This window comes from Xanthomonas sp. NCPPB 1068 (assembly GCF_041479385.2).
GTDB lineage: Bacteria > Pseudomonadota > Gammaproteobacteria > Xanthomonadales > Xanthomonadaceae > Xanthomonas > Xanthomonas cannabis.
On sequence record NZ_CM192986.1, the window covers coordinates 3,075,217 to 3,095,916 of the forward strand.

Here is a 20,700-nt window from a genome sequence, read left to right on the forward strand (position 1 = left end):
CTATGCCGCTCAGCGGCTGTAGGTCAGTGCAAGGTTGCCGCTGACCACGCTGCGGCGTGCCACCAGCGGGCTGTCTTCGGCGTTGTCCAGGTAACGCGTTCCGGTGACCCCCAACGTGGTGGCCCAGTGGTCGCCCAACGAGTGCGTCCAACTGCCACCTACCGCGGCGGCATACGCACCGGATCCGGAATTGAAGGCGGCAAAGCGGGTGCGCGCGGCTTGCGCATCGGTGACGCCGAAGTAAGCCTGATTGAAGCGGCGGTCGCCGCCATGCACGTCCAGATCCAGGGTGATCATGTCGTTGGCGCTATGCAGCAGGGTGAATTCCATCCCGGCGCGATAGCGGTTGCGGCGCGCAGCATCCTTGAGCGTGAACTCCGCCTCCGCATTGACGTTCATGTAGGGCGTCACTTGCTGCATCACCAGCGTGCGTGCCGTCACCGACCCAGGCACATCGCCCATGCCGGCCAGCAGGCGCGAGCCCGGCCGCCAGTTGCTGTCGCTTTGCAGCCGGCCCAGGTCGTAATACAGCGATTGCGATATGTAGAAGCCGGATGTGCTCTGGAATTGCAGGCCGCCGCCGCGGGAGGTGTCGAAGAACAGCACGCCGCGCTGCACCACCAGCACCGGGTTAAATTGCACGCGCGCGCGCTCGGCACCGGCATACTCCGGCGTGGCAACCGCGGCGGCACCGGCGGTGATTTCAGTGCGATCTCCCAGCAGGCGCGAACTCCCGGTCAGATCGGTTTGTGCGTGTGCGATGCACGGAATGGCGGTCATGCACGCGAGAACGCTGGCGCGGACGGCACGGTTGCCACGCAAGCGATTGAAGGACGATACGTTCATCGAAAGTCTCAGTCGGAAGTCAGGAAGCGGTGGGCAGGCGCACGCCATAGAACGCCTGAAACAGCGCAATACGGCTCAGCACGCGTTGGCGTGCGGTATCCAGGTAATCGAGTTCGGTTTGGGCGATGCGGGTCCGCTCGGCCAGCAGCGCGCTGCGGTCTTCCAGACCGGCATCTACGCGCTGATGCATTCGGGCAAGCCGCAGTTGCTCGCGTTCGACCTGCTCGCGCGAGCGCGGCTCGGCCTGCGACAAGGTGGCGTGGGCGTCGAGCGCGTTGGCGACCTCGCGAAATGCCGCTTCGATTGCCTGTTCGTAGGCAACGACATCCGCGCGTTTGCGCACTCGTGCCAGGTCCAGGTTGGCGCGATTGCGGCCGCCATCGAACACCGGCAGGTTCAGTTGCGGCATGAAGCTCCACACGCCGTGGCCTGCAGAAAACAAGCCGTTCAATCCGTCGCTGGCCGTGCCCACGCTGCTGCTCAAGGTGATCGACGGAAAAAACGCCGCGCGCGCCGCACCGATATCGGCATTGGCCGCGCGCAACTCCAGCTCGGCCTGCTGGATATCCGGGCGTTGCAGCAACAGCGACGAATCCAGCGCGCGCCACGCACTGGCCGGCGTATCGGCGGCGATCAGCCCCTGCAGATCGCCGGGTACCGGCGTGCTGTCGTAGCCGGCCAGCACCTGCAGCGCGCGCACCGCCGCCGCGTGGTTGTCGTTGCCCTGCAGGGCCGCCACGTGGGCCTGGTCGGCCTGACGCTGCTGCGCGTCGCGCTCGTCGCGCGCGATCAGCCCGACCTGATATTGCCGCTCGGCAATGGCAAGCAACGCATCGCTGTCAGCATCCAGCGATTGCAGCTGTTGCAGCGCCTGCGCGGTGGTGCGCTCGGCGGTGTAGGCGCGCAGCACCTCTGCAATCAGGGCGCCACGCGCCGCGTCGCGGCCATGGGTGCTGGCCAGGTAGCGCTGGCGTGCGGCCTCGGACATCGCCTGCAGCTTGCCGAAAAAGTCCACTTCGAAATTGCCGATCCCTGCATTGGCAATGACCAGATCCTGCTGGTACCGCGCATCCAGCGTCGGGTTGTCGAAATGTTGCCGCAGCTGCTGTGCGCCGACGGCGAGCGCCGGCAGTCGCGATGCCTGCGCGATGCCGTACTGCGCGCGTGCCTGCTCTACCTGCAAAGCCGCACGGCGGAAATCGCCGTTGTGCGCCAAGGCACGTTCGACCAGGGGCCGCAGGTCGCGGTCTGGCGCTAAGGTCTGCAAGAACACGCGCTCTTGCTCGTTCAGAGTGACGGTGGTAGTCGCGTTGGCGTCGGGCTGACCGGATGCGGGCGCCAATGCGGCCTGCCGGTCGCCGAACGTGGCCGGCACGCTCAGCGCCGGGCGCTCGTAGGCCGGCGTCAGCGAGCATCCAGTCACCAGCACTGCACTGGCGGCGACCAGGCACACGCAAGACCAACGGTGCGGAATAATTTGTGGAATCATGATGTCGGGGCACAGAGCCAATCTCGACCGACATCCTCGACCCGCAGCGTCCAGGTTGTTTTCGGGAATTATCCAGATTTGATCGAGATGACAGGGCAACACGCCATGACAGGCAAGAAAGTTCTGCTGGTGGAAGACGACGCCGATAGCGCGAGCATTCTGGAGGCCTATCTCCGCCGCGACGGCTTCGATGTGGCCGTGGCCGGCGATGGCGAACGCGCCATCCAGCTACACCGGCAATGGGCACCGGACCTGGTGCTACTGGATGTGATGCTGCCCAAGCTCAGCGGCATCGAGGTGCTGTCGACGATCCGCCGCGCCGGCGACACGCCGGTAATCATGGTCACCGCCATCGGCGACGAGCCGGAAAAGCTCGGCGCCCTGCGCTACGGCGCCGACGATTACGTGGTCAAGCCTTACAGCCCCAAGGAGGTTGTGGCGCGCGTGCATGCCGTGCTACGCCGGAGCGTGGCAGTGCGTGCGCCGGGCGAGCCCTTGCAGCACGGTCGGCTGAGCGTGGATCCGGCCGCCGTGGTGGCCAGCGTGCAACACGAAAACGGCGACAGCGTGGTGCTGGATCTGACGCCGACCGAATTCAACCTGCTCGCGCTGCTGCTCAAGACCCCATTCAAGGCCTTTACGCGCAGCGAACTGCTCGACGCCTGCCTGCCCGACAGCGATGCATTGGAACGGGTAGTGGATTCGCACATCCACAACCTGCGCCGCAAACTCGAAGTGCATGGCATCACCGGGGTGCTGGTCACCGTGCGCGCAGTGGGGTATCGCTTTCAATGAAGGTGCTGCGGCGGTTTCATGCCTGGCGCAACCAGGCGCCCCTGTGGTGGTGGGTAGGGCTGCGCATGAGCGCGCTGGCGGTGGTGACCATGATGGTCATCGCGTTCGGCATGTGGTGCTATTTCAATCTGCGCTACAGCCTGATCCTGAGCACCGTTCCGGCCGGGCCGCGTGCAGAGATCTCCCAGCTGATCGAGCAGCCCAGGGCCAACCAGGCCCGCCTGTGGGAGCTGTTCCAGCGCTATTACGACATCGAAAATTTCTTGCCCGGGCTGGCCAATCCGGACTGGTGGATGCTTGGCGCCATGATGACCGTCTCGGTCCCGGTCATCCTGTTCTGCGGCCTGCTCGCGTCGCGGCCGCTGTCGCGGCAATTTTCGCAGGTGGCTTTCGCGGCGCACCGGGTCAGCGATGGCGATTTCGGCGCACGCGCAGAAGTGGTGCGCGGCGCACCGGACGAGCTCACCGCCCTGGCCGACGACTTCAACACGATGAGCGGCAGGCTGCAGCAGTACGAGCGCGAATTACGCGACTCCAGCGCGATGCTGGCGCATGAATTGCGCACCCCGCTCAATGCCGCGATGGGACGCGTGCAAGGCATGCTGGACGACGTCTTCCCGCGCGAACCCGAGCAACTGCGGCTGGTGCATCGCCAGCTGGAGCAGATCAATCGCCTGATCGGCGACCTGCACCTGGTGTCGCTGGCGCGTGCCGGCCAGCTGGTGCTGGAGCCGGAAAGCGTCGAGCTGCGGGAGCTCGTCGCCGAGCGCATCGAATGGGCAGGGCCGGCGCTGCGCGAGGCGCAGATGACCATCCACTACCCCACGCATCCGGCGCTGCGCCTGCATGCCGACCGGCACCGGCTGGGCCAGGTGCTGTCGATCCTGATCGATAACGCGTTGCGCTACGCCGCAGCCGGCAAGTTGCTGGAGATCCAGGTGCGCCGCGACGGCAACATCGTGCAGCTCACCGTCGGCGACCGCGGCCCTGGCGTGGCGCCTGCGCAACTGCCGCACCTGTTGGACCGCTTCTGGCGCGCCGATAGCTCGCGCGCGCGGCATTCCGGCGGCAGCGGCCTGGGCCTGGCGATCGCCTCGGCCATCTGCCAGGCGCACGATGGCCAACTGGTCGTCAGCAACCGCCCCGGCGGTGGCCTGCTGGCCAGCGTGCAGTTACCGCTGGGGCGTTGACGCAACGCCCGGCCGCGCACACGTCAGTGCAACTGCCCGCACCCGCGGGCGGTTGCGCACCCGATCACCGCGACTGCAGACTCGGCACCGCATCGCTCACGTTGGCGTGGCGACGCATGATCCAGTTGAACAGCGGCGTCGCCATCAGCGTGGACAGGATCGCCATCAGCACCAGTACCGAGAACAGGCCCTGCTCGATCACACCGGCCTGCAGGCCGATGTTGATGATGATCAGCTCCATCAGGCCGCGTGCATTCATCAGCGAGCCGATCGCCATCGCGTCGCGGTTGTTTTCGCCGGTAACGCGCGCCGCGGCCCAGCACGCCACACCCTTGCCAACGAACGATGCAGCCAGGATCGCGACACCGGCCAGCATGATCTGCGGCTGCAACAGCACGCTGAGCTGGGTCTTCAGGCCCGAATAGGTAAAGAACAACGGCAGCAGCAAGACCACCACGAACGGTTGCATCATCTCGCGCAGTTTTTCCGTCAACGGCCCCTTGGGCAGGCAGACACCCAGCAGGAAGCCACCGAACACCGCGTGGATGCCGATCGCGTCCATCGCCCACGCACTCACGCAGAACAGCATCAGCACGATCGCCAGCACGCTGTCGCTGAGCGGCTGATCCGGCACCACGTGATCGGCCAGGCGACGCAACAGATGCCGTCCGACGAAAATCATGAACACCGCGTAGCCCACGCCGCCACCGATGGCCAGATAGGCGCTGCCCCAGCTGCCGCCGAAGCTGGCCAGCACCACCGCCAGGATGCACCACGCGGCAGCGTCGTCGAACGCGCCAGCCGTCAGCGCCAGCGTTCCCAGCGGGCTATTGGTCAGGCCGCGTTCGTGGATGATGCGCGCCAGCATCGGGAAGGCAGTGATGGCGATGGCTGCGCCCAGAAACAGCGACGCTTCCGTGAGCTTGGCCTTCTCGGAAAACAGGCCATCGACGGTGAGCAGCCATGGGCACATCGCAAATGCCAGCGCGAACGGCACCGCGATGCCGGCCAGCGACACGCTCATCGCGCTGCGGTAGCGCGCGCGGAAGTGATCACCGCGGAAGTCGGTCCCGACCAGAAACATGTACAGGCCCACGCCGAACTGCGCGAACACGTACAACACATCCATGGTCTGTTTGGGGAACAACGCCGCCTGCGCGCCCGGCGCCAGCAGGCCGAACAACGATGGCCCCAGCATCACCCCGGCAATCATCTCGCCGACCACCTGCGGCTGCCCCAGGCGCTTGGCCAGCAACCCGACCAACCGGCACACCAGCAGGATGGCTGCAGCCTGCAGAAAGAAATACACCGACATCTGTGGAGTGGTCATGCGTGCGGCGACATCCTTGAGAAGTGCGCGGATCATAACCACACGCGCCGCCAGGCGGTAGCGACGCGGCGGCGGTCCTGCAACGCTGCACGCGCCAGCCGCCATGGCCATGTCAGCGTGCAGAGCTGCGCTGCGGTGGCCGCCGGCCGCAACCGACTCCGGCCACCAGCGCACTGCAGGACAGCGAGCGCCCGGCAACCGAGCGCCGCTTCACTTCGGCGCAGCGGCCTGCGTCTGCACAGGCGTCAGCAGCAGATCCTGAAAATCGAAGCTGAAATCGGTCAGCGGCGAGATCGCCTGCATGCGCATCTCGCGCACCGCACCGTCCGGGGTCAACGCGAAGTTGACGAAGGCATCCGCGTTCAAAGAGCGGTCGTCCCAGCGCACGATGAAGCTGTCGTGCTGCCAATGCTCCAGCGTGCCCACCAATTGGGCGGTCCTGGTGAACTGCAGGCGCAGCCGCTTGCCGTCCTGGCGGATCACCACATCGCCATACCAGGGGTCGCGATAGGTCGCCGCATAGCCGCGCAGCGGCAACGACGGCGTGGAGCGTGCCGCGCGTGCGTCCTGATGCGCCTTCCAACTGGTATCGGCCTCGCTGCCGGCCTTGGCCACGGCCTTGGCGTACGCCTCGGTCCAATCGGTGGGTGGCACCTGCAGGAATGCGTCCAGCACCTGCAGCGTCACCGCATTGAACGCCGCGCCGACTTCCTGATTGGTCAGCACCACCACGCCCAACTTCTGGTCGGGCACCAGCGTCAGCCGCGACACCATGCCGGGCCAGCCGCCGGTATGCCACACCAGACGATGGCCGCGATAGTCGCTCAGGCTCCAGCCTTCGCCATAGCCGGCGAAATTGGGCTGCGCGCCGGCCAGTTCGGGCACTGCCGGAGCGGCAACGGCGATCGGCGTGATCATCGACCACATCTCCTGCTGGCGCTTTGCACTGAACAGCGGTGTGCCGTCCGGCAACACGCCGCCGGCCAGTTGCACCTTCATCCACAACGCCATGTCGTGCGCACTGGAGTAGATGCCGCCGGCACCGGAGTTGTTGGACCAGGTCAATGGCGCAACCGTGCGCAACTCGGTGAAGTCGTACTTGGCGTGCCCTACTGCGGCGTTATCGTCGGGCTGCAGATGGTCGGCATTGAAGCGCGTGCCGCGCATGCCCACCGGCGCAAAGATGCGCTGCTGCAGAAACGCAGCGTAGGGTTGCCCGGAGACCTGCTCGATCACCTTCTGCGCCACGGCGTACAAGATATTGTCGTACGCATAGCGATCGCGGAAACCGCCTTTCAATGGCACCTTGGCCAGGCGCTGCACGACCTCTTCGGTGCTGTAACTGGTGGTTGGCCAGAACAACAGGTCGCCTGCGCCCAGGCTCAGGCCGCTGCGATGCGCCAGCAAGTCGCGGATACGCATTTGGTCGCTGACATACGGGTCGGACATGCGGAACCACGGCAGGTGGTCGATGACCTTGTCGTCGAGCGAGAGCCTGCCTTCGTCGGCCAGAATCGACAGCGAGGCAGCGGTGAACGCCTTGGTGTTGGAGGCGATCGCAAACAGCGTATCGGCCTGCACCGGATCGGGTTTGCCGATCTCGCGGACGCCGTAGCCACGCTCCAGCACCACCTGGCCATCCTTGACGATGGCCACGGCGATGCCGGGCACGTCGAACTGGGTGCGCACGCGTTCCATCTGCGCGTCGAACTGCTGCATGCCGGCCGGCAGGTCGGCCGCATGCGTCGTTGTCACCAGGGTTGCCAGCATCAGCACGCCTCCCGTCAGCCATCGGTTCACGATCACCACCACGTCCTCCTGTTGTCGATCAGGGTGTGCCACCGGCACTGTCCAGCGACAGCGGCAGCGGCGTCACCAGCACGCCGTTGGCGTCGGCGTAGAGCCAGTGCCCGGGCACGAACGGGACGCCGGCAAAATTCACCGGCACCTGCGCATCGCCCAGGTCGCGCCGTTCGGTACGGCGCGGGCAGGCAGCCAAGGCCAGCACGCCCAGCGGCAGCGTGCCCAGGATCTCGACATCGCGCACGCAGCCATGGATCACCACCCCGGCCCAGCCATTGGCCACCGCCTGCGCTGCGATCTGGTCGCCCAGCAGCGCATGCTTCAACGAGCCCTGCCCGTCCACCACCAGCACCCGCCCGTCGCCCGGCGTGGAGGCCAGTTCGCGCACGCGCGAGTTGTCTTCAACACAGCGCACCGTTGCGATCGGCCCGCAGAACGCGGTGCGCCCGCCAAAGTGGCGGAACAATGGCTCGGCAACGCTCACCTCGGGAAAGCGGTCACACAGATCGGGAGTGGTCCAGGTCATCGAGACGGTCTCATGCGGCGATGCAGGCATGGTAGCCGGCCGCGCTGGCGTGCGGGCGCTGGCTGCCGCATGTCGCGGTGGGGCCAGGCTGGCAGGCGTGCGATGGCGTAGCTGACGGTTGCGCGATCGATGTGCTTGCGTCCGCTGTAGGCATTGCAACGCGCACGGCCGTCGCCGCTGCAACGCCGCCGTTCTCACGCGCCATCCAGTCCGGATGCGCCAGGCTATGCGCCGCGGTCGCTGCCGGCTTCGCGCAGCACGCCCCGCCACCGTGCCCTCCTGCCAGCGAGTACCCCAGCGATGACTGATCTGTTCGCTTCCGCCCCGCCCTCCCTGGATGGCATCCACGTCGGCATCGGCGGTTGGGTGTACGCGCCTTGGCGCGCGGGCATGTTCTATCCGGAAGGACTGGTGCAGCGCCGCGAGCTGGAATACGCCAGCCGCCACGTCACCGCCATCGAAATCAACGGCACCTATTACGGCGCGCAGAAGCCGGCAACCTATGCAAAGTGGCGCGACGAAGTGCCGCCCGGGTTCGTGTTCTCGGCCAAGGCGCCGCGACGCATTACCCAGTCGCGCAGACTGGCGGGCACCAGGGCGCAGGTGGAGGACTTCGTCGGCGGCATTGTCGAGCTCGGCGACACGCTTGGCCCGCTGGTGTGGCAGTTCGAACACGGGCATCGCCTGCAGGCCGACGACCTGGACGACTTCCTGGCACTGCTGCCCAGGCACACGGGCGGCCGCACGCTGCGCCACGTGCTGGAAATCCGCGATCCGGATGCGGTGGATGCGTCGTTGCTGGCGCTGGTGCGCCGCCATGGCGTCGCGACTGTGTTCACCGATTCGGACGAACACCCCTCCTTCGCCGACCTCTCCACCGACGTTGTCTACGCGCGGCTGATGCGAAGCCAGGCGCGCCTGCATGCGGGCTACTCCGCGCCTGCGCTGGCACGCTGGGCCGAACGCATCCAGGCATGGCGCCGCGGCGAAGACCCGGACGATCTGCCGCACATCGAAGATCCGTCGAAAACGCCTGCTGCGCCGCGCGAGGTGTTCGTGTTCTTCATCAGTGCGGCAAAGGAACGCAATCCGGCGGCGGCGATGGCGTTGTTGAAGGCGTTGTCGGCAGGTTAGCTGCCTCGCCGACGTTGCACGCCGTTGTGCGTGCGGCAGTTTTTAACGGTGGCGCGTGGCAGACAAGTGGCGATGTGCGACGACCTCACATCTGCTGCCTGGGCATGATCGCCATGATCGTTTCGCACCGATCCTGCGAACGGTCCTGCGTGCTCACCGTGGCGTTGGGCCTCAGCGACGCCGTAAATGGTGCAGCAGTCAGTGGCATGGGTAGGCGGTGCCCTCGCCCCTTTCCTGTGGGAGACGGGCTTGGTACTCGGTACCCGCTGCAGCCTGGCACGGGATTGCCATCGCCATCCACACTGCTGTCGCCGCCCGACGTCGGCACGCAACTTTTCGGCGACAATGGCGCATGCCCACGACCGACCTGCGCAAGGCGCAACTGCAAATTCATTTCTGCGTGCTGCTCTGGGGCATCACCGCGATCCTGGGCAAATTGATCACCCTGCAGGCCTTGCCGCTGGTGTGGTGGCGGATGTTGATCGTGGTGGTGGCGCTGGCCGTGTGGCCACGCGTGTGGCGCGGGCTGCGCGGGCTGTCCGGGCGCGTGGTGCTGGGCTATTGCGGCATCGGCGCGCTGGTGGCGTTGCACTGGCTCACCTTCTACGGCGCGATCAAGCTGGCCAATGCCTCGGTGGCGGCAACCTGCATCGCCCTGGCGCCGGTGTTCACCGCGGTGATCGAGCCGTGGGTCACGCAGCGGCCGTTCCGTCCGCGCGAGTTGCTGTTCGGTCTGGCGGTGCTGCCGGGGGTGGCGCTGGTGGTCGGCGGCGTGCCCGATGGCATGCGTACCGGCGTGGTGGTGGGCGCGATCTCGGCGGTCTTCGTCGGCCTGTTCGGCTCGCTCAACAAGCGCATGGTCGCGCATGCAGACCCGCTGACCGTTACCGCACTGGAGTTGGGTGCCGGCACCTTGACCCTGACCGTGCTGGCGCCGGCCATGCCGCAGTTGCTGCCATCGCTGCATGGCAGCCTGCTGGTCCTGCCCAGCCTGCACGACGCTGTGCTGCTGCTCGCCCTGTCACTGGCCTGCACGTTGCTGCCGTTTGCGCTGGCGCTGATGGCGCTGCGTCATCTGAGCGCGTATTCGGTGCAACTGGTGACCAACCTGGAACCGGTCTACGCCATCGTGCTGGCCATCGCCCTGCTCGGCGAGCAGCGCGAGCTGACCCTGCAGTTCTATCTGGGCGTGGCGATCATTCTCGGCGCCGTGTTCCTGCATCCGGTGCTGGAACGCCGGCACAAGGTGGTGCATCCGGAACTGCTCGGCACCGCCGAGGCGAAGAACATCGTCGATTGATCCGATCGTCACAAGGGTGCGCCAGCGACATCCGCACTGGCCAGCCGTACAGCTGCAGCACCGTCGCGGCGCTGCACACACGCGTCCTGCGCTGTCCCAGCCACGAAGCTCCACCCGGCAAGCCACGCGCTACTCCAGCGCCACCACCTGATCGCGGCCGCCGCGCTTGGCCGCGTACAAGGCCTGGTCGGCGCGCTTGATCACCGCCTCCACGCTCTCGTGCGGGTACAGCATGGCCACGCCGATGCTCACCGTCACCGGCAGGGCGAGCGTCATCGTCGCCACACTCTGGCGCAGGTATTCGCACTGCACGCGCGCCTGCTGCAGGTCCACGTTGGGCAGCAGCAACACGAACTCTTCGCCGCCGTAGCGCGCAATCGTTCCCGCGCCGGCCGCATGCGCACGCAACAGCGCCGACAGCTCGCGCAGCACCAGATCGCCCTGGTCATGCCCATGAACATCGTTCACCACCTTGAAGTGGTCCACGTCCAGCAGGGCCACCGACAGCGGTTGATTGGCCACGCGCGTCTGCTGCGTGGCGGCGGCGAGCGCAGCGGTGAACGCGCGACGATTGGGCAGGCCGGTCAGCGGGTCGGTGCGGGTCTGCTCGACCAGATCGGCATTGACCGCCTCCATCGCCGCGTAATACTGCGCCATCTGCTGCTCGTACCAGTCGCGCTCACGCAGTTGCTGCCGCAGCTGCTTGCCTGCCAGGCGCAGTTCCAGCAGATGCGAGGCCTGCCGCGACAATGCCTGCAACGCGGCGCGTTGCGCGTCGCGCAGATGCGCCGGCGCCTGATCGAACACGCACAACGAACCCAGCGGCATGCCGTCGCTGGTGACCAGCGGCGCCCCGGCATAGAAGCGCACCGCGCCTTCCCCGGTCACCATCGGATTGTCGAAAAAGCGCTGGTCCAGCAAGGTGTCTTCGACCGTCATCACCTCGTCCGGGCGCAGGATGGCATGTGCGCAGAACGAGATATCGCGCGGGGCTTCGCTACGCGGCACGCCATGGGCCGCCTTGAACCACTGCCGATGCGCATCCACCAGCACCACGGCCGCCATCTGCGTCTCGCACACGGTGGACGCCACCAGCGTGAGGTCGTCGAAAGCGCGCTCGGGTGGCGAATCCAGCAGCTCGTACTGACGCAGGGCGATCAGCCGTTCGGCCTCGTTCCCTGGCAATTGCGGTTTGATCACGCGGTCAGCCCCCTGCTGAGTCGTTATCGTCGGAAGTATGCCGGCCCTGTCGGGCGAGCGCTCTGCGCAGGCGACGGCTGGCCGTTCGCGCAGTCTGCGGTTCATCCGGCGCGCCGGCTCACCAGTCGGTGCGCTGCGGCAGCAATCCGCGCAGTTCCGCATCGCTGAGGTTGCGCCATTGCCCCGGCTTGAGCGCCGCCAGCTTGATGTTGTCGATGCGCACCCGCCGCAACTGCGTCACCCGATAGCCGAACTCGGCGGCCATCAACCGGATCTGCCGGTTCAGGCCCTGCTCCAGCACGATGCGAAAGCCGAACTTGGCGATGCGCGCGGTGCGGCACGGCAACGTGGTCTCGTTATGGATGCGCACGCCACGTGCCATGCCGCGCAGAAAGTCGTCGGTGACCGCCTTGTTGACCGCCACCAGATACTCTTTCTGGTGGCGGTTTTCCGCACGCAGGATGTCATTGACGATGTTGCCGTTGCTGGTCAGCAGGATCAGCCCCTCGGACTCCTTGTCCAGCCGGCCGATCGGAAAGATGCGCTGCTCGTGGCCGACGAAGTCGACGATGTTGCCCTTGACCGAACTCTCGGTGGTGCAGGTGATGCCCACCGGCTTGTTGAGCGCGATATAGACATGTTTGCGCCCGCCCGGCTTCTTGGCTTCGCGCGCGCGCAGCGGTTGGCCATCCACCAGCACGGTGTCCTGCTCGCCCACCACCGCCCCGGTGCCGGCCACCACGCCATTGACGGTGACACGGCGCTCGCCGATCAGCCGATCGGCCTCGCGGCGTGAGCAGAAGCCGGTATCGGCGATATGTTTGTTGAGTCGGATCGTCATCGTCGGATTATCGGCGATTTGGCGCCGGCAACGCACTCTCGCATCGCCGTGCGCCGCTACCGCGACATCTGCCCGCAGGCCTCATCCGGTGATCGCCAGCAGCGGTTGCGGCGCGACCAGGTCTTCCAGCGGGCATGGGCGGTGCAGGCTGAAGCCCTGTACCTGGCCGACGCCAGCCTCGCGCAGGCCGGGAATATCCGCTTCGGACTCGACCCCTTCGGCCACCACCTCGATCCCCAGGGCCAGGCCGACCTGGGCGATCGAATGCACCGCCGCGCGGTCCACCGCATCGTGCGCGTAATTACGCACGAACCCGCAATCGATCTTCAGCACATCCACGGTGAACTGCTTGAGGTAGCCGAACGAGGCCAGCCCGCTACCGAAGTCGTCCAGCGCCACGTGGCAGCCGCGTGCACGCACGCTCTGCACGAAACGCTGCGCATGCTCCAGATCGCCGATCACCGCGGTCTCGGTGATTTCCATGCACAGCTTGGGCACCAAGGTGGGGTAGCGCTCGAACAGGGCGCAGACAAAATCCAGGAAATCCGGCTGCGCGATCGACTGCGCTGACAAATTAACGTGGCACAGGTCCAGCGTGGCCACATGCATCGGGTTGTCGGCCAGGTGCGCGCACAGGGTCTCCAGCACGTAGGCATCGACCATGCGCCCGAGCCCGTAGCGCTCCACCGCCGGCAGAAACTCGCCGGGGCTCAGCACGCGCCCGTCACGCGCGCGCATGCGCACCAGCACTTCGTACTGCACCCGCCCGGGGTCGCTGAGCACCTGGATCTTCTGCGCATACAGCAGCAACCGGCTTTCGGCGATGGCCTGCTGCACTGCGCTGATCCAGCCACCGTCATGGCGGCGGCGCGCCAATGCCAGATCGTTTTCGCTGAAGCAGCGAATCCGGTTGCGGCCTTCTTCCTTGGCCGCATAGCAGGCCAGATCGGCCGCGGTCATCAGTGCGTTGACATCGCTGGCGCCGTGGCAGACTTCCACCACGCCGAAGCTGCAGCTCGGCGTCAGCGGCTTGCCATCCTGATGGCTCCACGGCTGCCCGAGCACCCCGTGCATGCGCTCCAGCAAGGCCTGCGCCTGCGCCAGATCGGTGTTGGCCAGCAGGATCGCGAATTCGTCGCCGCCCAGCCGCCCCAGCCAGTCGCCCGGACGCAGCTGCATGGTGATGACATCGGCGAAGTGGCACAGGAACTTGTCGCCGACCGCATGCCCGAAGGTGTCGTTGACCAGCTTGAAATGATCCAGGTCCACGAAGCACAGCGCATGGCACAACTGTGACGATTGCGGCGGCTCGATCAGCTTCAGCAAGCGGCGTTCGATTTCGCGGCGGTTGATCAAGCCGGTCAAGGCATCGTGGCGCGCGTGGTAGGCGACTTCGTCGGCCAGCTCGTGCGCATGCGAGACATCTTCGATCACCGCCAGCACCAGCGTGGGTTCTTCCGGGCCGGGCTCCACCAGCGACGCGCTCCAGCGCCCCCACATCACCCCGCCATCGGCGCGCAGGAAGCGCAGCTCGCCCGATTGCAGCAGGCGCGGCCAGTCGATCATGCCGCGGCTGTCCAGCACGATGTCGTCCGGGTGCATCACCTGCGCCAATGTGCAGGCCTGCAGTTCCTCCGGGCGATAGCGCAGGATGTTGGCCATCGAGGCGTTGGCGTCCAGCACGTGGCCTCGCAGATCGAACTTGACCATGCCCAGCGCCGCCTGCTGAAACGCGGTGCGGAAGCGTCCTTCGTGCGACAGCAGGTAATCGCGGATACGGCGCATGGCCAGCACGCAGGTGGTCAGCACCAGCAGCAGGGTGGCCAGGCTGCAGACCACCATCACATCGTGCAGCAGCCGCGCACAGCGGGTCAGCAACACCAGAAATTCCGCCGCGATGCGGCGCATGCGTGCGTCCAGCAGATGCAGCTCATCGCGCAGCGCCTGCAGGGTGCGTGGGTCGGGCGTGGCGGTGGCCTGAGCGGACGCGGCCCGGTCGGCCAGCGCATTCAATTGCAGGATGTCGCTGTCGGTCTGCTTCCACAGCGCGATCGCCTCGCCCAGGTGCGGTACGCGCTGGCCGTAGCGGTACAGCCGCACCATCTGCGGCATGTCCTCACGGGCATTGCGGCCGGCGGCCAGCCCGGCGTAGACCGTGTCCCAGTCGATCGCCGGCTGCTCGACCGCGATGCGCGCCGAGCGATCGCCCAGCGGCACCTCCAGCGCCCGGCAGGCCGCCTGCAGATCGGCCGGGTCGCCGCTTCCCAGATAGCGCTCCAGCCAGTAGACCGACTCCTGCTGGGCCTTGGACCAGTGGCTCTCGCCGACGATCCAGGCAGTGGCTCCGGACTGGATCTCGATCACCAGCGCCGAGATCACCGCCATCGCCACCGCCATGCCGATCAGGAGCGCCAAAGGAAGCGTCAGCCATCCGCGCATCAGATGCAGGGTCTGCCCACCACTCTTGCCGCGTGCTGCCTGCCCCATTGCCATCCGTCCTTCGCCGCGCCGATGCGATTCAGGCGCCCAGTGGGCGCCTGAAGGCAGTAACGGCCGCAATGGCCCAGTCTGTATGGCAGGGTTCGCGTGCCGGACGCCCGGTCGGGCCAGCTGCGGGCGGCGGGACGGTGCCAAGTGCGGCGCTGGAACGGGCCCGGCAACGACGCCGGGCTTGCTATGCGCCTATAGGCATAGCCAAATCAACCACTTGCAGCGCCTGCCGGCTGCCACCGGCCCCGGCCGCGCTTACTCGCCGCGCGGCTTGGGCGGGCCCTTGCGATGCGGCGCGCCGGAGCGATCCATCGGGCGGCCCGGGCCGTTCGGACGACCGGACGGCTTGCCGCCTCGCGGGAAGCGTGGCTTGGCCGCCGACGCTGCGGCTTCGCCGTCTTCCAGCTTGCGCATGTTGAGCTGCTGACCGGACACCCAGACCTTCTTCAGGTGTGTGAGCAACTCGCGCGGCATGTCGGCCGGCAGGTCCAGGATCGAGTAATCGTCCTGGATGTCGATACGGCCGATGTAGCGGCTTTCCAGGCCGGCCTCGTTGGCGATGGCACCGACGATATTGGCCGGCTTCACGCCGTGGGTGTGGCCCACTTCGATGCGATAGCTTTCCATGCCGAACTCCGGCTCACCGCGTGGTGCCGGCTCGCGACGCGGGCGCTCGCCGCCGGCATCGTCGCCGCGCGGCGGACGCGGTGCGCGCTCGCCGTCGTGGGCACGAGGACCACGCTCGAACTTCGGCTCGAAGCGCGGACGCTCGCCACGGTCGGCGCGCTCGCTGCGTTCGCGCGGTGCGAACTCTTCGCGCGCACCACGCACCGGCGGGGTCAGCAGGAACGGCGCATCACCCTGCAGCAACTTGGCCAGCGCGGCAGCGATATCGATCGCCGGCACGTTGTTTTCGGCCTCGTAGCGCTGCAGCAGATCGCGGTACATGTCGATCTGACCACCGGCCAGGGTCTCGGTGATGCGGGTCATGAAACGCGCCACGCGGGTGTCGTTGACCGCATCCACGCTCGGCAGCTGCATTTCTTCGATCGGCTGACGGGTAGCGCGTTCGATCGAGCGCAGCATGCCCTTCTCGCGCGGGGTCACGAACAGGATCGCGTCGCCGGCACGCCCGGCACGGCCGGTACGGCCGATGCGGTGCACGTAGCTTTCGGTGTCGTAGGGAATGTCGTAATTGAGCACGTGGCTGATGCGTTCCACGTCCAGACCGCGGGCGGCCACGTCGGTGGCGACCAGGATGTCCAGCTTGCCGTCCTTGAGCTGGGCGATGGTCTTCTCACGCGCGGCCTGCTGCATGTCGCCGTTGATGGCGGCCGCAGCCATGCCGCGTGCCTGCAGCTTCTGCGCCAGTTCTTCGGTGGCCGCCTTGGTACGCGCGAAGATGATCATGCCGTCGAACGGCTCGACCTCGAGGATGCGGGTCAGCGCATCCAGCTTGTGCAGCCCACTCACCCACCAGTAGCGCTGGCGGATGTTGGCCGAGGTGGTGGTCTTGGCCGCGATGGTGACTTCGGCCGGGTCCTTCAGATAGGTCTGCGCGATACGGCGGATGGCCGGCGGCATGGTGGCCGAGAACAAGGCCACCTGGCGCTGCTCCGGCAGCTTCTTGAGCACGGCTTCGACGTCGTCGATGAAGCCCATGCGCAGCATTTCGTCGGCTTCGTCCAGCACCAGGGTCTTGAGCTGCGACAGGTCCAGCGTGCCGCGGTCCAGATGGTCGATCACCCGGCCCGGGGTGCCGACCACCACATGCACGCCGCGCTTGAGCGCGCTCAGCTGCTGCGCATAGGGCTGGCCGCCGTACACCGGCAGCACGCGGAAGCCGGGAATGGCCTCGGCATATTTCTGGAACGCCTCGGCGACCTGGATGGCCAGCTCGCGGGTAGGCGCCAGCACCAGGGCTTGCGGCTTGACCTGGTGGAGCTCGGCGTTGGACAGCACCGGCAACGCGAACGCGGCGGTCTTGCCGGTGCCGGTCTGCGCCTGGCCGAGCACGTCGCGGCCTGCCAGCAGCGCGGGAATGGTGGCGGCCTGGATCGGCGACGGCGACTCGTAGCCAACGTTGGCGACGGCTTTCATCACAGCGTCCGAGAGGCCGAGGTCTGCAAACAGCAGCGGCGCGGAAGATTCTTGGGTCATGGGTAACTCCGGAGGCGCCGCACGGAGCCGGCAAGCGCAAAGCAGCATAGTGTGCGCCCTTAGACCCCCTCCTGTCGAAGGGCCGTGACGTTCCGTTCAGGTTGTGACGAATTACCCGCGTCGACGAATCATCTGTTCGACCCTTGTCATCCACCCACGCGGCCGGAGCCATGTCCCTGGAAACAGACCTGCACACCCGCTTCAACGCCTTGTTGCAGCAGCACCGTGGCATCGTCCTGAAGGTCGCGGCCAGCTATTGCTGGAACCCGGACGACCGTGCCGAGCTGGCGCAAGACATCATCGTGCAGTTATGGCGCGCATTTCCCGGCTATGACACCGGCCGGCGTTTTTCCACCTGGATGTACCGCATCGCCTTGAACGTGGCAATCAGCGATCTGCGCGGCCGCAGCCGCATGCCGCACGACCCGCTCCCGCTGGAGGTGGTGGCCGACAGCATCGCCGACCCGCTGGCACGCGACCCGGCGCACGAACAGCAGGTCGCCGCGCTCTACGGCTTTATCGCGCACCTGCCGCAACTGGAACGGGCCTTGATGCTGCTGTACCTGGACGCGCACAGCTACCGCGAGATCGGCGAGGTGCTCGGCATCAGCGAGACCAACGTCGCCACGAAACTCAGCCGCCTCAAGGCACGCATCCGCGCCGAACTCTGACCACCCCACTTAACCGAAGGAACACTCGATGGAACTCGACGACATGCAACGCGCCTGGCAGGCGATGGAACACCGCCTGGATCAGCACACCACGCAGATCGGCCACATCAGCGGCGAACTACGTCGCCATGCAGTGCGCGCCAGCCTGCGCCCGCTGTGGCTGAGCCAATCGGCGCAATTGCTGTGCGCGGTGGTGCTGCACATCCTGATCGCGCACAGCTGGCTTGCCCATACCGATCGGGCCGCGGCGATCATCGGCGGCGTGCTGCTGCAGCTGTGGAGCATTGCGCTGGCGATCTCCGCACTACGGCAGCTGCAGCTGTTGGCGCAGCTGGACTTTGCCGGACCGCTGCTGCCCACGCAGCGCGCGCTCGCGCAGTTGCGGCGCTGGCGCACGCGGGTGGCCCCGTGGCTGGGCGTGGCGTTCTGGGTGCTGTGGGTGGCGGTGGCGGACGCCGGCTGGCGCGCGCTGACCGGCCTGACCCTGCCGCACGACTGGCTGCTGCTCAATCTGCTGGTGGGTGTGCTCGGCGGTATTGGTACCTGGCTCGGCTATCGACGGCTGCAGCGCAGCCGCCATCCGTGGCTGGAGCGCATCGACAACGTGCATGCCGGGCCCGGCGTCGTGCGTGCCGAAGGCATGCTCGATGAAATCGCACGCTTTCGACGCGAATAAGCGCGCAGACGCGGCCTACGACGATCGTGCAATGGATGCAGCCAGTGGCCTGGGTACCGCTGCGCCACCGATTGCAGCCGCCGGCCCCCGTCGTCTTGCCACGGTGGTGTTGTGGACGGCGACAGGCGGATAATCGCCGTCTTCCTGTCATCGAGCGCAGCATGCAATTCCTGGAATTCGACCTGGACGGCGAGTACATCGAACTCAATCAACTGCTCAAGCTGGCCGGCATTGCCGACAGCGGCGGCCAGGGCAAGGCGATCGTCGCCAGCGGTGCCGTCAGCGTCGATGGCGTGCAGGAACTGCGCAAGACCGCGAAGATCCGCCCGGGCCAGCTGGTGCAGCTGGATGAGGTGGAGATTCGTGTGCTGGCGATGGACCCGGATGCCGACCACCCTGCATGACGCTCGTTGAGCGGCCAGCGCAACATCGCGCCGTCCCCGGATGATCCGGCGTAAGACTGCAACACGGGCGAACCGCCTGCATCGGGCGGCATCGCGCAGCACAGCCTGGCGCTTGTGATCACGCCACCCGACCCGCGATGTGGTGACGATCGACCTGGGACGGTCTTCTCGACGCGTCAGCTGCGCTGGGTCAAATGTGCCGCAATCGCCTGCCGGAAAGGAGCGATCGCATGCGCCGCACGCAGCGCGCCGCCTCGCAACACGCGCGCCGGCAGGCGGTCATCGGTGTAGAGCGCAGCCAGGGCATTGGTCGCCTCGAACAAGGGCCGGGTGGCAAGGCGGTGCACGCGTTGGTAGTCATGCAACAGCCCGGCGCTGCCGATGTCGCGCCCGGCAGCGGCGGCGGCACGCACGCGCTCGGCCAGGCGCGCCTGGCTTTGCAATCCAAAGTTGAACCCGTGCGCGGTGACCGGATGCATGCCCACCGCCGCATCGCCGATCAAGGCCGCGCGCTCAACCACGAACCGGTGCGCGTAGACGGCAACCAGCGGATAGGCATGCCGGCTGCCGTCCTGGTACATGCGGCCGAGGCGATGCTCGAATGCGTCACTGACGGCGGCGCTGAAGTGGTCTTCATCCAGCGCAAGCAGTGCGTTGACCTGTCGCGGCGGCAGGGTGAGCACGGCGCCGGCGCGGTGACCGTGCAACGGCAACAACGCCAGCGTCTTGCCGTAGCCAAACCACTCCCACGCCGCATGCCGGTGCGGCAGCGCGTGGCGCATCCGGCACACCAGCATGGTCTTGCCGAAATCGCGCAAGTGCGCCCCGATGCCGAGCAGCCGCCGGGTCGTGGAAAACCGGCTGTCGGCCGCAACCAGCAGGCGCGACGACAGCCGCTGCCCGTCGGAGAGTTGCAGCTCCACCCGCCCGGCACCGTGGTGCAGCGCGTGCACGCTGCAACCGCAGTGGATCTGCAGTCCATCCTGCGCCTGCACGGCCTGCCAGGCCGCGCGACGGATCAGATGATTGGGTACCAGCCAGCCCAGCGCGCCGGCAGCGGGCGCAGCCGCGGCAAAGGTCAGCGCAAAGGATGAGTGCCCATCCATGACGCGCGCATCGCGCAGTGGCGAGATTGCCGTTGCGGGGAACTGCTGCCAGATGCCCAACTGCTCCAGCACGCTACGCGAGGCGTGCGTGAGCGCAATCTCGCGTCCATCGAAGGCCGGTTCGGCAAGCGACTCGCGCGGCTGTTGGTCGATCAGCGCAACCGACAGGCCGCTGCCGGCCAGGGCCCGTGCAAAACCGAGCCCGACCGGCCCGGCGCCAATGATCGCGATATCCACCGATTGCATGCTGCGCACCCGCGACTGCCGATGCGCCCAGTCTAGACGCTATCCCTGGCCTGCCCCTTGATCAGGATCATGCGCGCATCCACACGTCACCAGCCCAGCAGCGCGCGCAGCAGCTTGACGATGCCCCAGAACGACACCACCCAGATCGCGCTGCGCACATAGGGAATGCCGGCCGCATAGGCCGGCACATAGGCCACGCGCGCCCACAGATACAGCTGCACACCCAGCGCGGTGTCTGCGCTGGTGCGCCCGGCCACGCTCACCGCCAGCACGGCGGCGGCGAAGATCGGAAAGGTCTCCAGATAGTTGCGGAACGCGCGGTCCAGACGCGCCGCAACGCCGGTCAGCGGCTTGGCCTCGCCGTCGCGGGCGCTGGCGTTCCATTTGGTGCCACGCTGGGCCGTCATGCTGCCGGAGGCCGCCAGCAGCTGTACCAGGCCAAGCACCATGGCCCAGCCGAGCATCTGCAGTTCGATGGTCAGTTGCATGCAAG

The 20,700-nt window shown here is 66.9% G+C and carries 18 protein-coding genes; 7 read left to right on the plus strand and 11 right to left on the minus strand.

The annotated features are described in order from the left end of the window. Nucleotides 1-9: 9 nt before the first annotated feature. The gene (locus tag ACCQ12_RS13050) at nucleotides 10-846 is read right to left on the minus strand and encodes a MipA/OmpV family protein (RefSeq protein ID WP_372381908.1); all 837 of its coding nucleotides are present in this window, start codon (nucleotides 844-846) and stop codon (nucleotides 10-12) included. Between the two features lie 19 nt (nucleotides 847-865). Next, nucleotides 866-2,335, minus strand: coding sequence for an efflux transporter outer membrane subunit (locus ACCQ12_RS13055; protein WP_372383616.1), 1,470 nt, complete (start codon nucleotides 2,333-2,335; stop codon nucleotides 866-868). A 105-nt stretch (nucleotides 2,336-2,440) separates the two neighbouring features. Between ACCQ12_RS13055 and ACCQ12_RS13060 the strand changes: the two genes are divergently transcribed. Both ACCQ12_RS13060 and ACCQ12_RS13065 read left to right on the plus strand, forming a co-directional pair. After that, nucleotides 2,441-3,130 (plus strand): response regulator, encoded by a 690-nt coding sequence (locus tag ACCQ12_RS13060; RefSeq protein ID WP_372381909.1) that lies wholly within the window; start codon nucleotides 2,441-2,443, stop codon nucleotides 3,128-3,130. Then, nucleotides 3,127-4,320 carry a sensor histidine kinase gene (locus tag ACCQ12_RS13065; RefSeq protein ID WP_047695681.1) on the plus strand — a complete coding sequence of 398 codons (1,194 nt, stop codon included), beginning with the start codon at nucleotides 3,127-3,129 and terminating at the stop codon, nucleotides 4,318-4,320. Before ACCQ12_RS13060 ends, ACCQ12_RS13065 begins: the two co-directional genes overlap by 4 nt. 64 nt (nucleotides 4,321-4,384) lie before the next feature. Here the strand turns inward: ACCQ12_RS13065 and ACCQ12_RS13070 are convergent, their stop codons facing one another. The 3 genes from ACCQ12_RS13070 to rraA all read right to left on the minus strand — a co-directional run bounded on the left by ACCQ12_RS13070 (nucleotide 4,385) and on the right by rraA (nucleotide 7,979). Further along, nucleotides 4,385-5,650 carry a cation:proton antiporter gene (locus tag ACCQ12_RS13070; RefSeq protein ID WP_372381910.1) on the minus strand — a complete coding sequence of 422 codons (1,266 nt, stop codon included), beginning with the start codon at nucleotides 5,648-5,650 and terminating at the stop codon, nucleotides 4,385-4,387. Between the two features lie 210 nt (nucleotides 5,651-5,860). Then, nucleotides 5,861-7,456: a serine hydrolase gene (locus ACCQ12_RS13075; RefSeq protein WP_186005746.1), complete on the minus strand. Its 1,596-nt coding sequence runs from the start codon at nucleotides 7,454-7,456 to the stop codon at nucleotides 5,861-5,863. Nucleotides 7,457-7,478: 22 nt separating this feature from the next. Then, nucleotides 7,479-7,979 (minus strand): ribonuclease E activity regulator RraA, encoded by a 501-nt coding sequence (gene rraA, locus ACCQ12_RS13080; RefSeq protein WP_184371261.1) that lies wholly within the window; start codon nucleotides 7,977-7,979, stop codon nucleotides 7,479-7,481. 300 nt (nucleotides 7,980-8,279) lie between these two features. Here rraA and ACCQ12_RS13085 point away from each other — a divergent pair, with 300 nt between their 5' ends. Together ACCQ12_RS13085 and ACCQ12_RS13090 are read left to right on the plus strand one after the other, a co-directional pair. After that, complete coding sequence (locus tag ACCQ12_RS13085) at nucleotides 8,280-9,113, plus strand: DUF72 domain-containing protein (RefSeq protein WP_166748977.1); 834 nt, start codon at nucleotides 8,280-8,282, stop codon at nucleotides 9,111-9,113. A 352-nt stretch (nucleotides 9,114-9,465) separates the two neighbouring features. Continuing rightward, the gene (locus ACCQ12_RS13090; protein WP_372381911.1) at nucleotides 9,466-10,413 is read left to right on the plus strand and encodes a DMT family transporter; all 948 of its coding nucleotides are present in this window, start codon (nucleotides 9,466-9,468) and stop codon (nucleotides 10,411-10,413) included. 129 nt (nucleotides 10,414-10,542) lie between these two features. Here the strand turns inward: ACCQ12_RS13090 and ACCQ12_RS13095 are convergent, their stop codons facing one another. The 4 genes from ACCQ12_RS13095 to ACCQ12_RS13110 all read right to left on the minus strand — a co-directional run bounded on the left by ACCQ12_RS13095 (nucleotide 10,543) and on the right by ACCQ12_RS13110 (nucleotide 17,104). Further along, nucleotides 10,543-11,613 carry a GGDEF domain-containing protein gene (locus tag ACCQ12_RS13095; protein WP_372381912.1) on the minus strand — a complete coding sequence of 357 codons (1,071 nt, stop codon included), beginning with the start codon at nucleotides 11,611-11,613 and terminating at the stop codon, nucleotides 10,543-10,545. A gap of 118 nt (nucleotides 11,614-11,731) precedes the next feature. Then, nucleotides 11,732-12,454, minus strand: coding sequence for a pseudouridine synthase (locus ACCQ12_RS13100; RefSeq protein WP_372381913.1), 723 nt, complete (start codon nucleotides 12,452-12,454; stop codon nucleotides 11,732-11,734). 81 nt (nucleotides 12,455-12,535) lie between these two features. Further along, nucleotides 12,536-14,941: a putative bifunctional diguanylate cyclase/phosphodiesterase gene (locus ACCQ12_RS13105; protein WP_372381914.1), complete on the minus strand. Its 2,406-nt coding sequence runs from the start codon at nucleotides 14,939-14,941 to the stop codon at nucleotides 12,536-12,538. Between the two features lie 258 nt (nucleotides 14,942-15,199). Next, nucleotides 15,200-17,104, minus strand: coding sequence for a DEAD/DEAH box helicase (locus ACCQ12_RS13110; protein ID WP_372381915.1), 1,905 nt, complete (start codon nucleotides 17,102-17,104; stop codon nucleotides 15,200-15,202). Nucleotides 17,105-17,274: 170 nt separating this feature from the next. Here ACCQ12_RS13110 and ACCQ12_RS13115 point away from each other — a divergent pair, with 170 nt between their 5' ends. The 3 genes from ACCQ12_RS13115 (at nucleotide 17,275) to ACCQ12_RS13125 (ending at nucleotide 18,855) form a co-directional block, all read left to right on the plus strand. Next, nucleotides 17,275-17,775, plus strand: coding sequence for an RNA polymerase sigma factor (locus tag ACCQ12_RS13115; protein WP_372381916.1), 501 nt, complete (start codon nucleotides 17,275-17,277; stop codon nucleotides 17,773-17,775). Nucleotides 17,776-17,803: 28 nt separating this feature from the next. Further along, nucleotides 17,804-18,451: a hypothetical protein gene (locus ACCQ12_RS13120; protein ID WP_372381917.1), complete on the plus strand. Its 648-nt coding sequence runs from the start codon at nucleotides 17,804-17,806 to the stop codon at nucleotides 18,449-18,451. A 161-nt stretch (nucleotides 18,452-18,612) separates the two neighbouring features. Then, nucleotides 18,613-18,855, plus strand: a complete 243-nt coding sequence (locus ACCQ12_RS13125; RefSeq protein ID WP_047695671.1) for an RNA-binding S4 domain-containing protein — start codon at nucleotides 18,613-18,615, stop codon at nucleotides 18,853-18,855. Between the two features lie 176 nt (nucleotides 18,856-19,031). On the opposite strand, the gene ubiM is transcribed toward ACCQ12_RS13125, so the two are convergent. Continuing rightward, complete coding sequence (ubiM, locus tag ACCQ12_RS13130; RefSeq protein WP_372381918.1) at nucleotides 19,032-20,207, minus strand: 5-demethoxyubiquinol-8 5-hydroxylase UbiM; 1,176 nt, start codon at nucleotides 20,205-20,207, stop codon at nucleotides 19,032-19,034. Between the two features lie 86 nt (nucleotides 20,208-20,293). Next, entirely contained in the window at nucleotides 20,294-20,695 is a 402-nt protein-coding gene (locus ACCQ12_RS13135) for an MAPEG family protein (protein ID WP_039411317.1), read from the minus strand. Between the last annotated feature and the right edge of the window lie 5 nt (nucleotides 20,696-20,700).

Coding starts and splice junctions, on each gene's coding strand:
- ACCQ12_RS13070 (WP_372381910.1), bottom strand. CDS start 5,650: ATGACCACTCCACAGATGTCGGTGTATTTCTTTCTGCAGGCTGCAGCC.
- ACCQ12_RS13090 (WP_372381911.1), top strand. CDS start 9,466: ATGCCCACGACCGACCTGCGCAAGGCGCAACTGCAAATTCATTTCTGC.
- ACCQ12_RS13085 (WP_166748977.1), top strand. CDS start 8,280: ATGACTGATCTGTTCGCTTCCGCCCCGCCCTCCCTGGATGGCATCCAC.
- ACCQ12_RS13125 (WP_047695671.1), top strand. CDS start 18,613: ATGCAATTCCTGGAATTCGACCTGGACGGCGAGTACATCGAACTCAAT.
- ACCQ12_RS13110 (WP_372381915.1), bottom strand. CDS start 17,104: ATGACCCAAGAATCTTCCGCGCCGCTGCTGTTTGCAGACCTCGGCCTC.
- ACCQ12_RS13100 (WP_372381913.1), bottom strand. CDS start 12,454: ATGACGATCCGACTCAACAAACATATCGCCGATACCGGCTTCTGCTCA.
- ACCQ12_RS13060 (WP_372381909.1), top strand. CDS start 2,441: ATGACAGGCAAGAAAGTTCTGCTGGTGGAAGACGACGCCGATAGCGCG.
- ubiM (WP_372381918.1), bottom strand. CDS start 20,207: ATGCAATCGGTGGATATCGCGATCATTGGCGCCGGGCCGGTCGGGCTC.
- ACCQ12_RS13105 (WP_372381914.1), bottom strand. CDS start 14,941: ATGGGGCAGGCAGCACGCGGCAAGAGTGGTGGGCAGACCCTGCATCTG.
- ACCQ12_RS13120 (WP_372381917.1), top strand. CDS start 17,804: ATGGAACTCGACGACATGCAACGCGCCTGGCAGGCGATGGAACACCGC.
- ACCQ12_RS13115 (WP_372381916.1), top strand. CDS start 17,275: ATGTCCCTGGAAACAGACCTGCACACCCGCTTCAACGCCTTGTTGCAG.
- ACCQ12_RS13065 (WP_047695681.1), top strand. CDS start 3,127: ATGAAGGTGCTGCGGCGGTTTCATGCCTGGCGCAACCAGGCGCCCCTG.
- ACCQ12_RS13135 (WP_039411317.1), bottom strand. CDS start 20,695: ATGCAACTGACCATCGAACTGCAGATGCTCGGCTGGGCCATGGTGCTT.
- ACCQ12_RS13055 (WP_372383616.1), bottom strand. CDS start 2,335: ATGATTCCACAAATTATTCCGCACCGTTGGTCTTGCGTGTGCCTGGTC.
- rraA (WP_184371261.1), bottom strand. CDS start 7,979: ATGACCTGGACCACTCCCGATCTGTGTGACCGCTTTCCCGAGGTGAGC.
- ACCQ12_RS13050 (WP_372381908.1), bottom strand. CDS start 846: ATGAACGTATCGTCCTTCAATCGCTTGCGTGGCAACCGTGCCGTCCGC.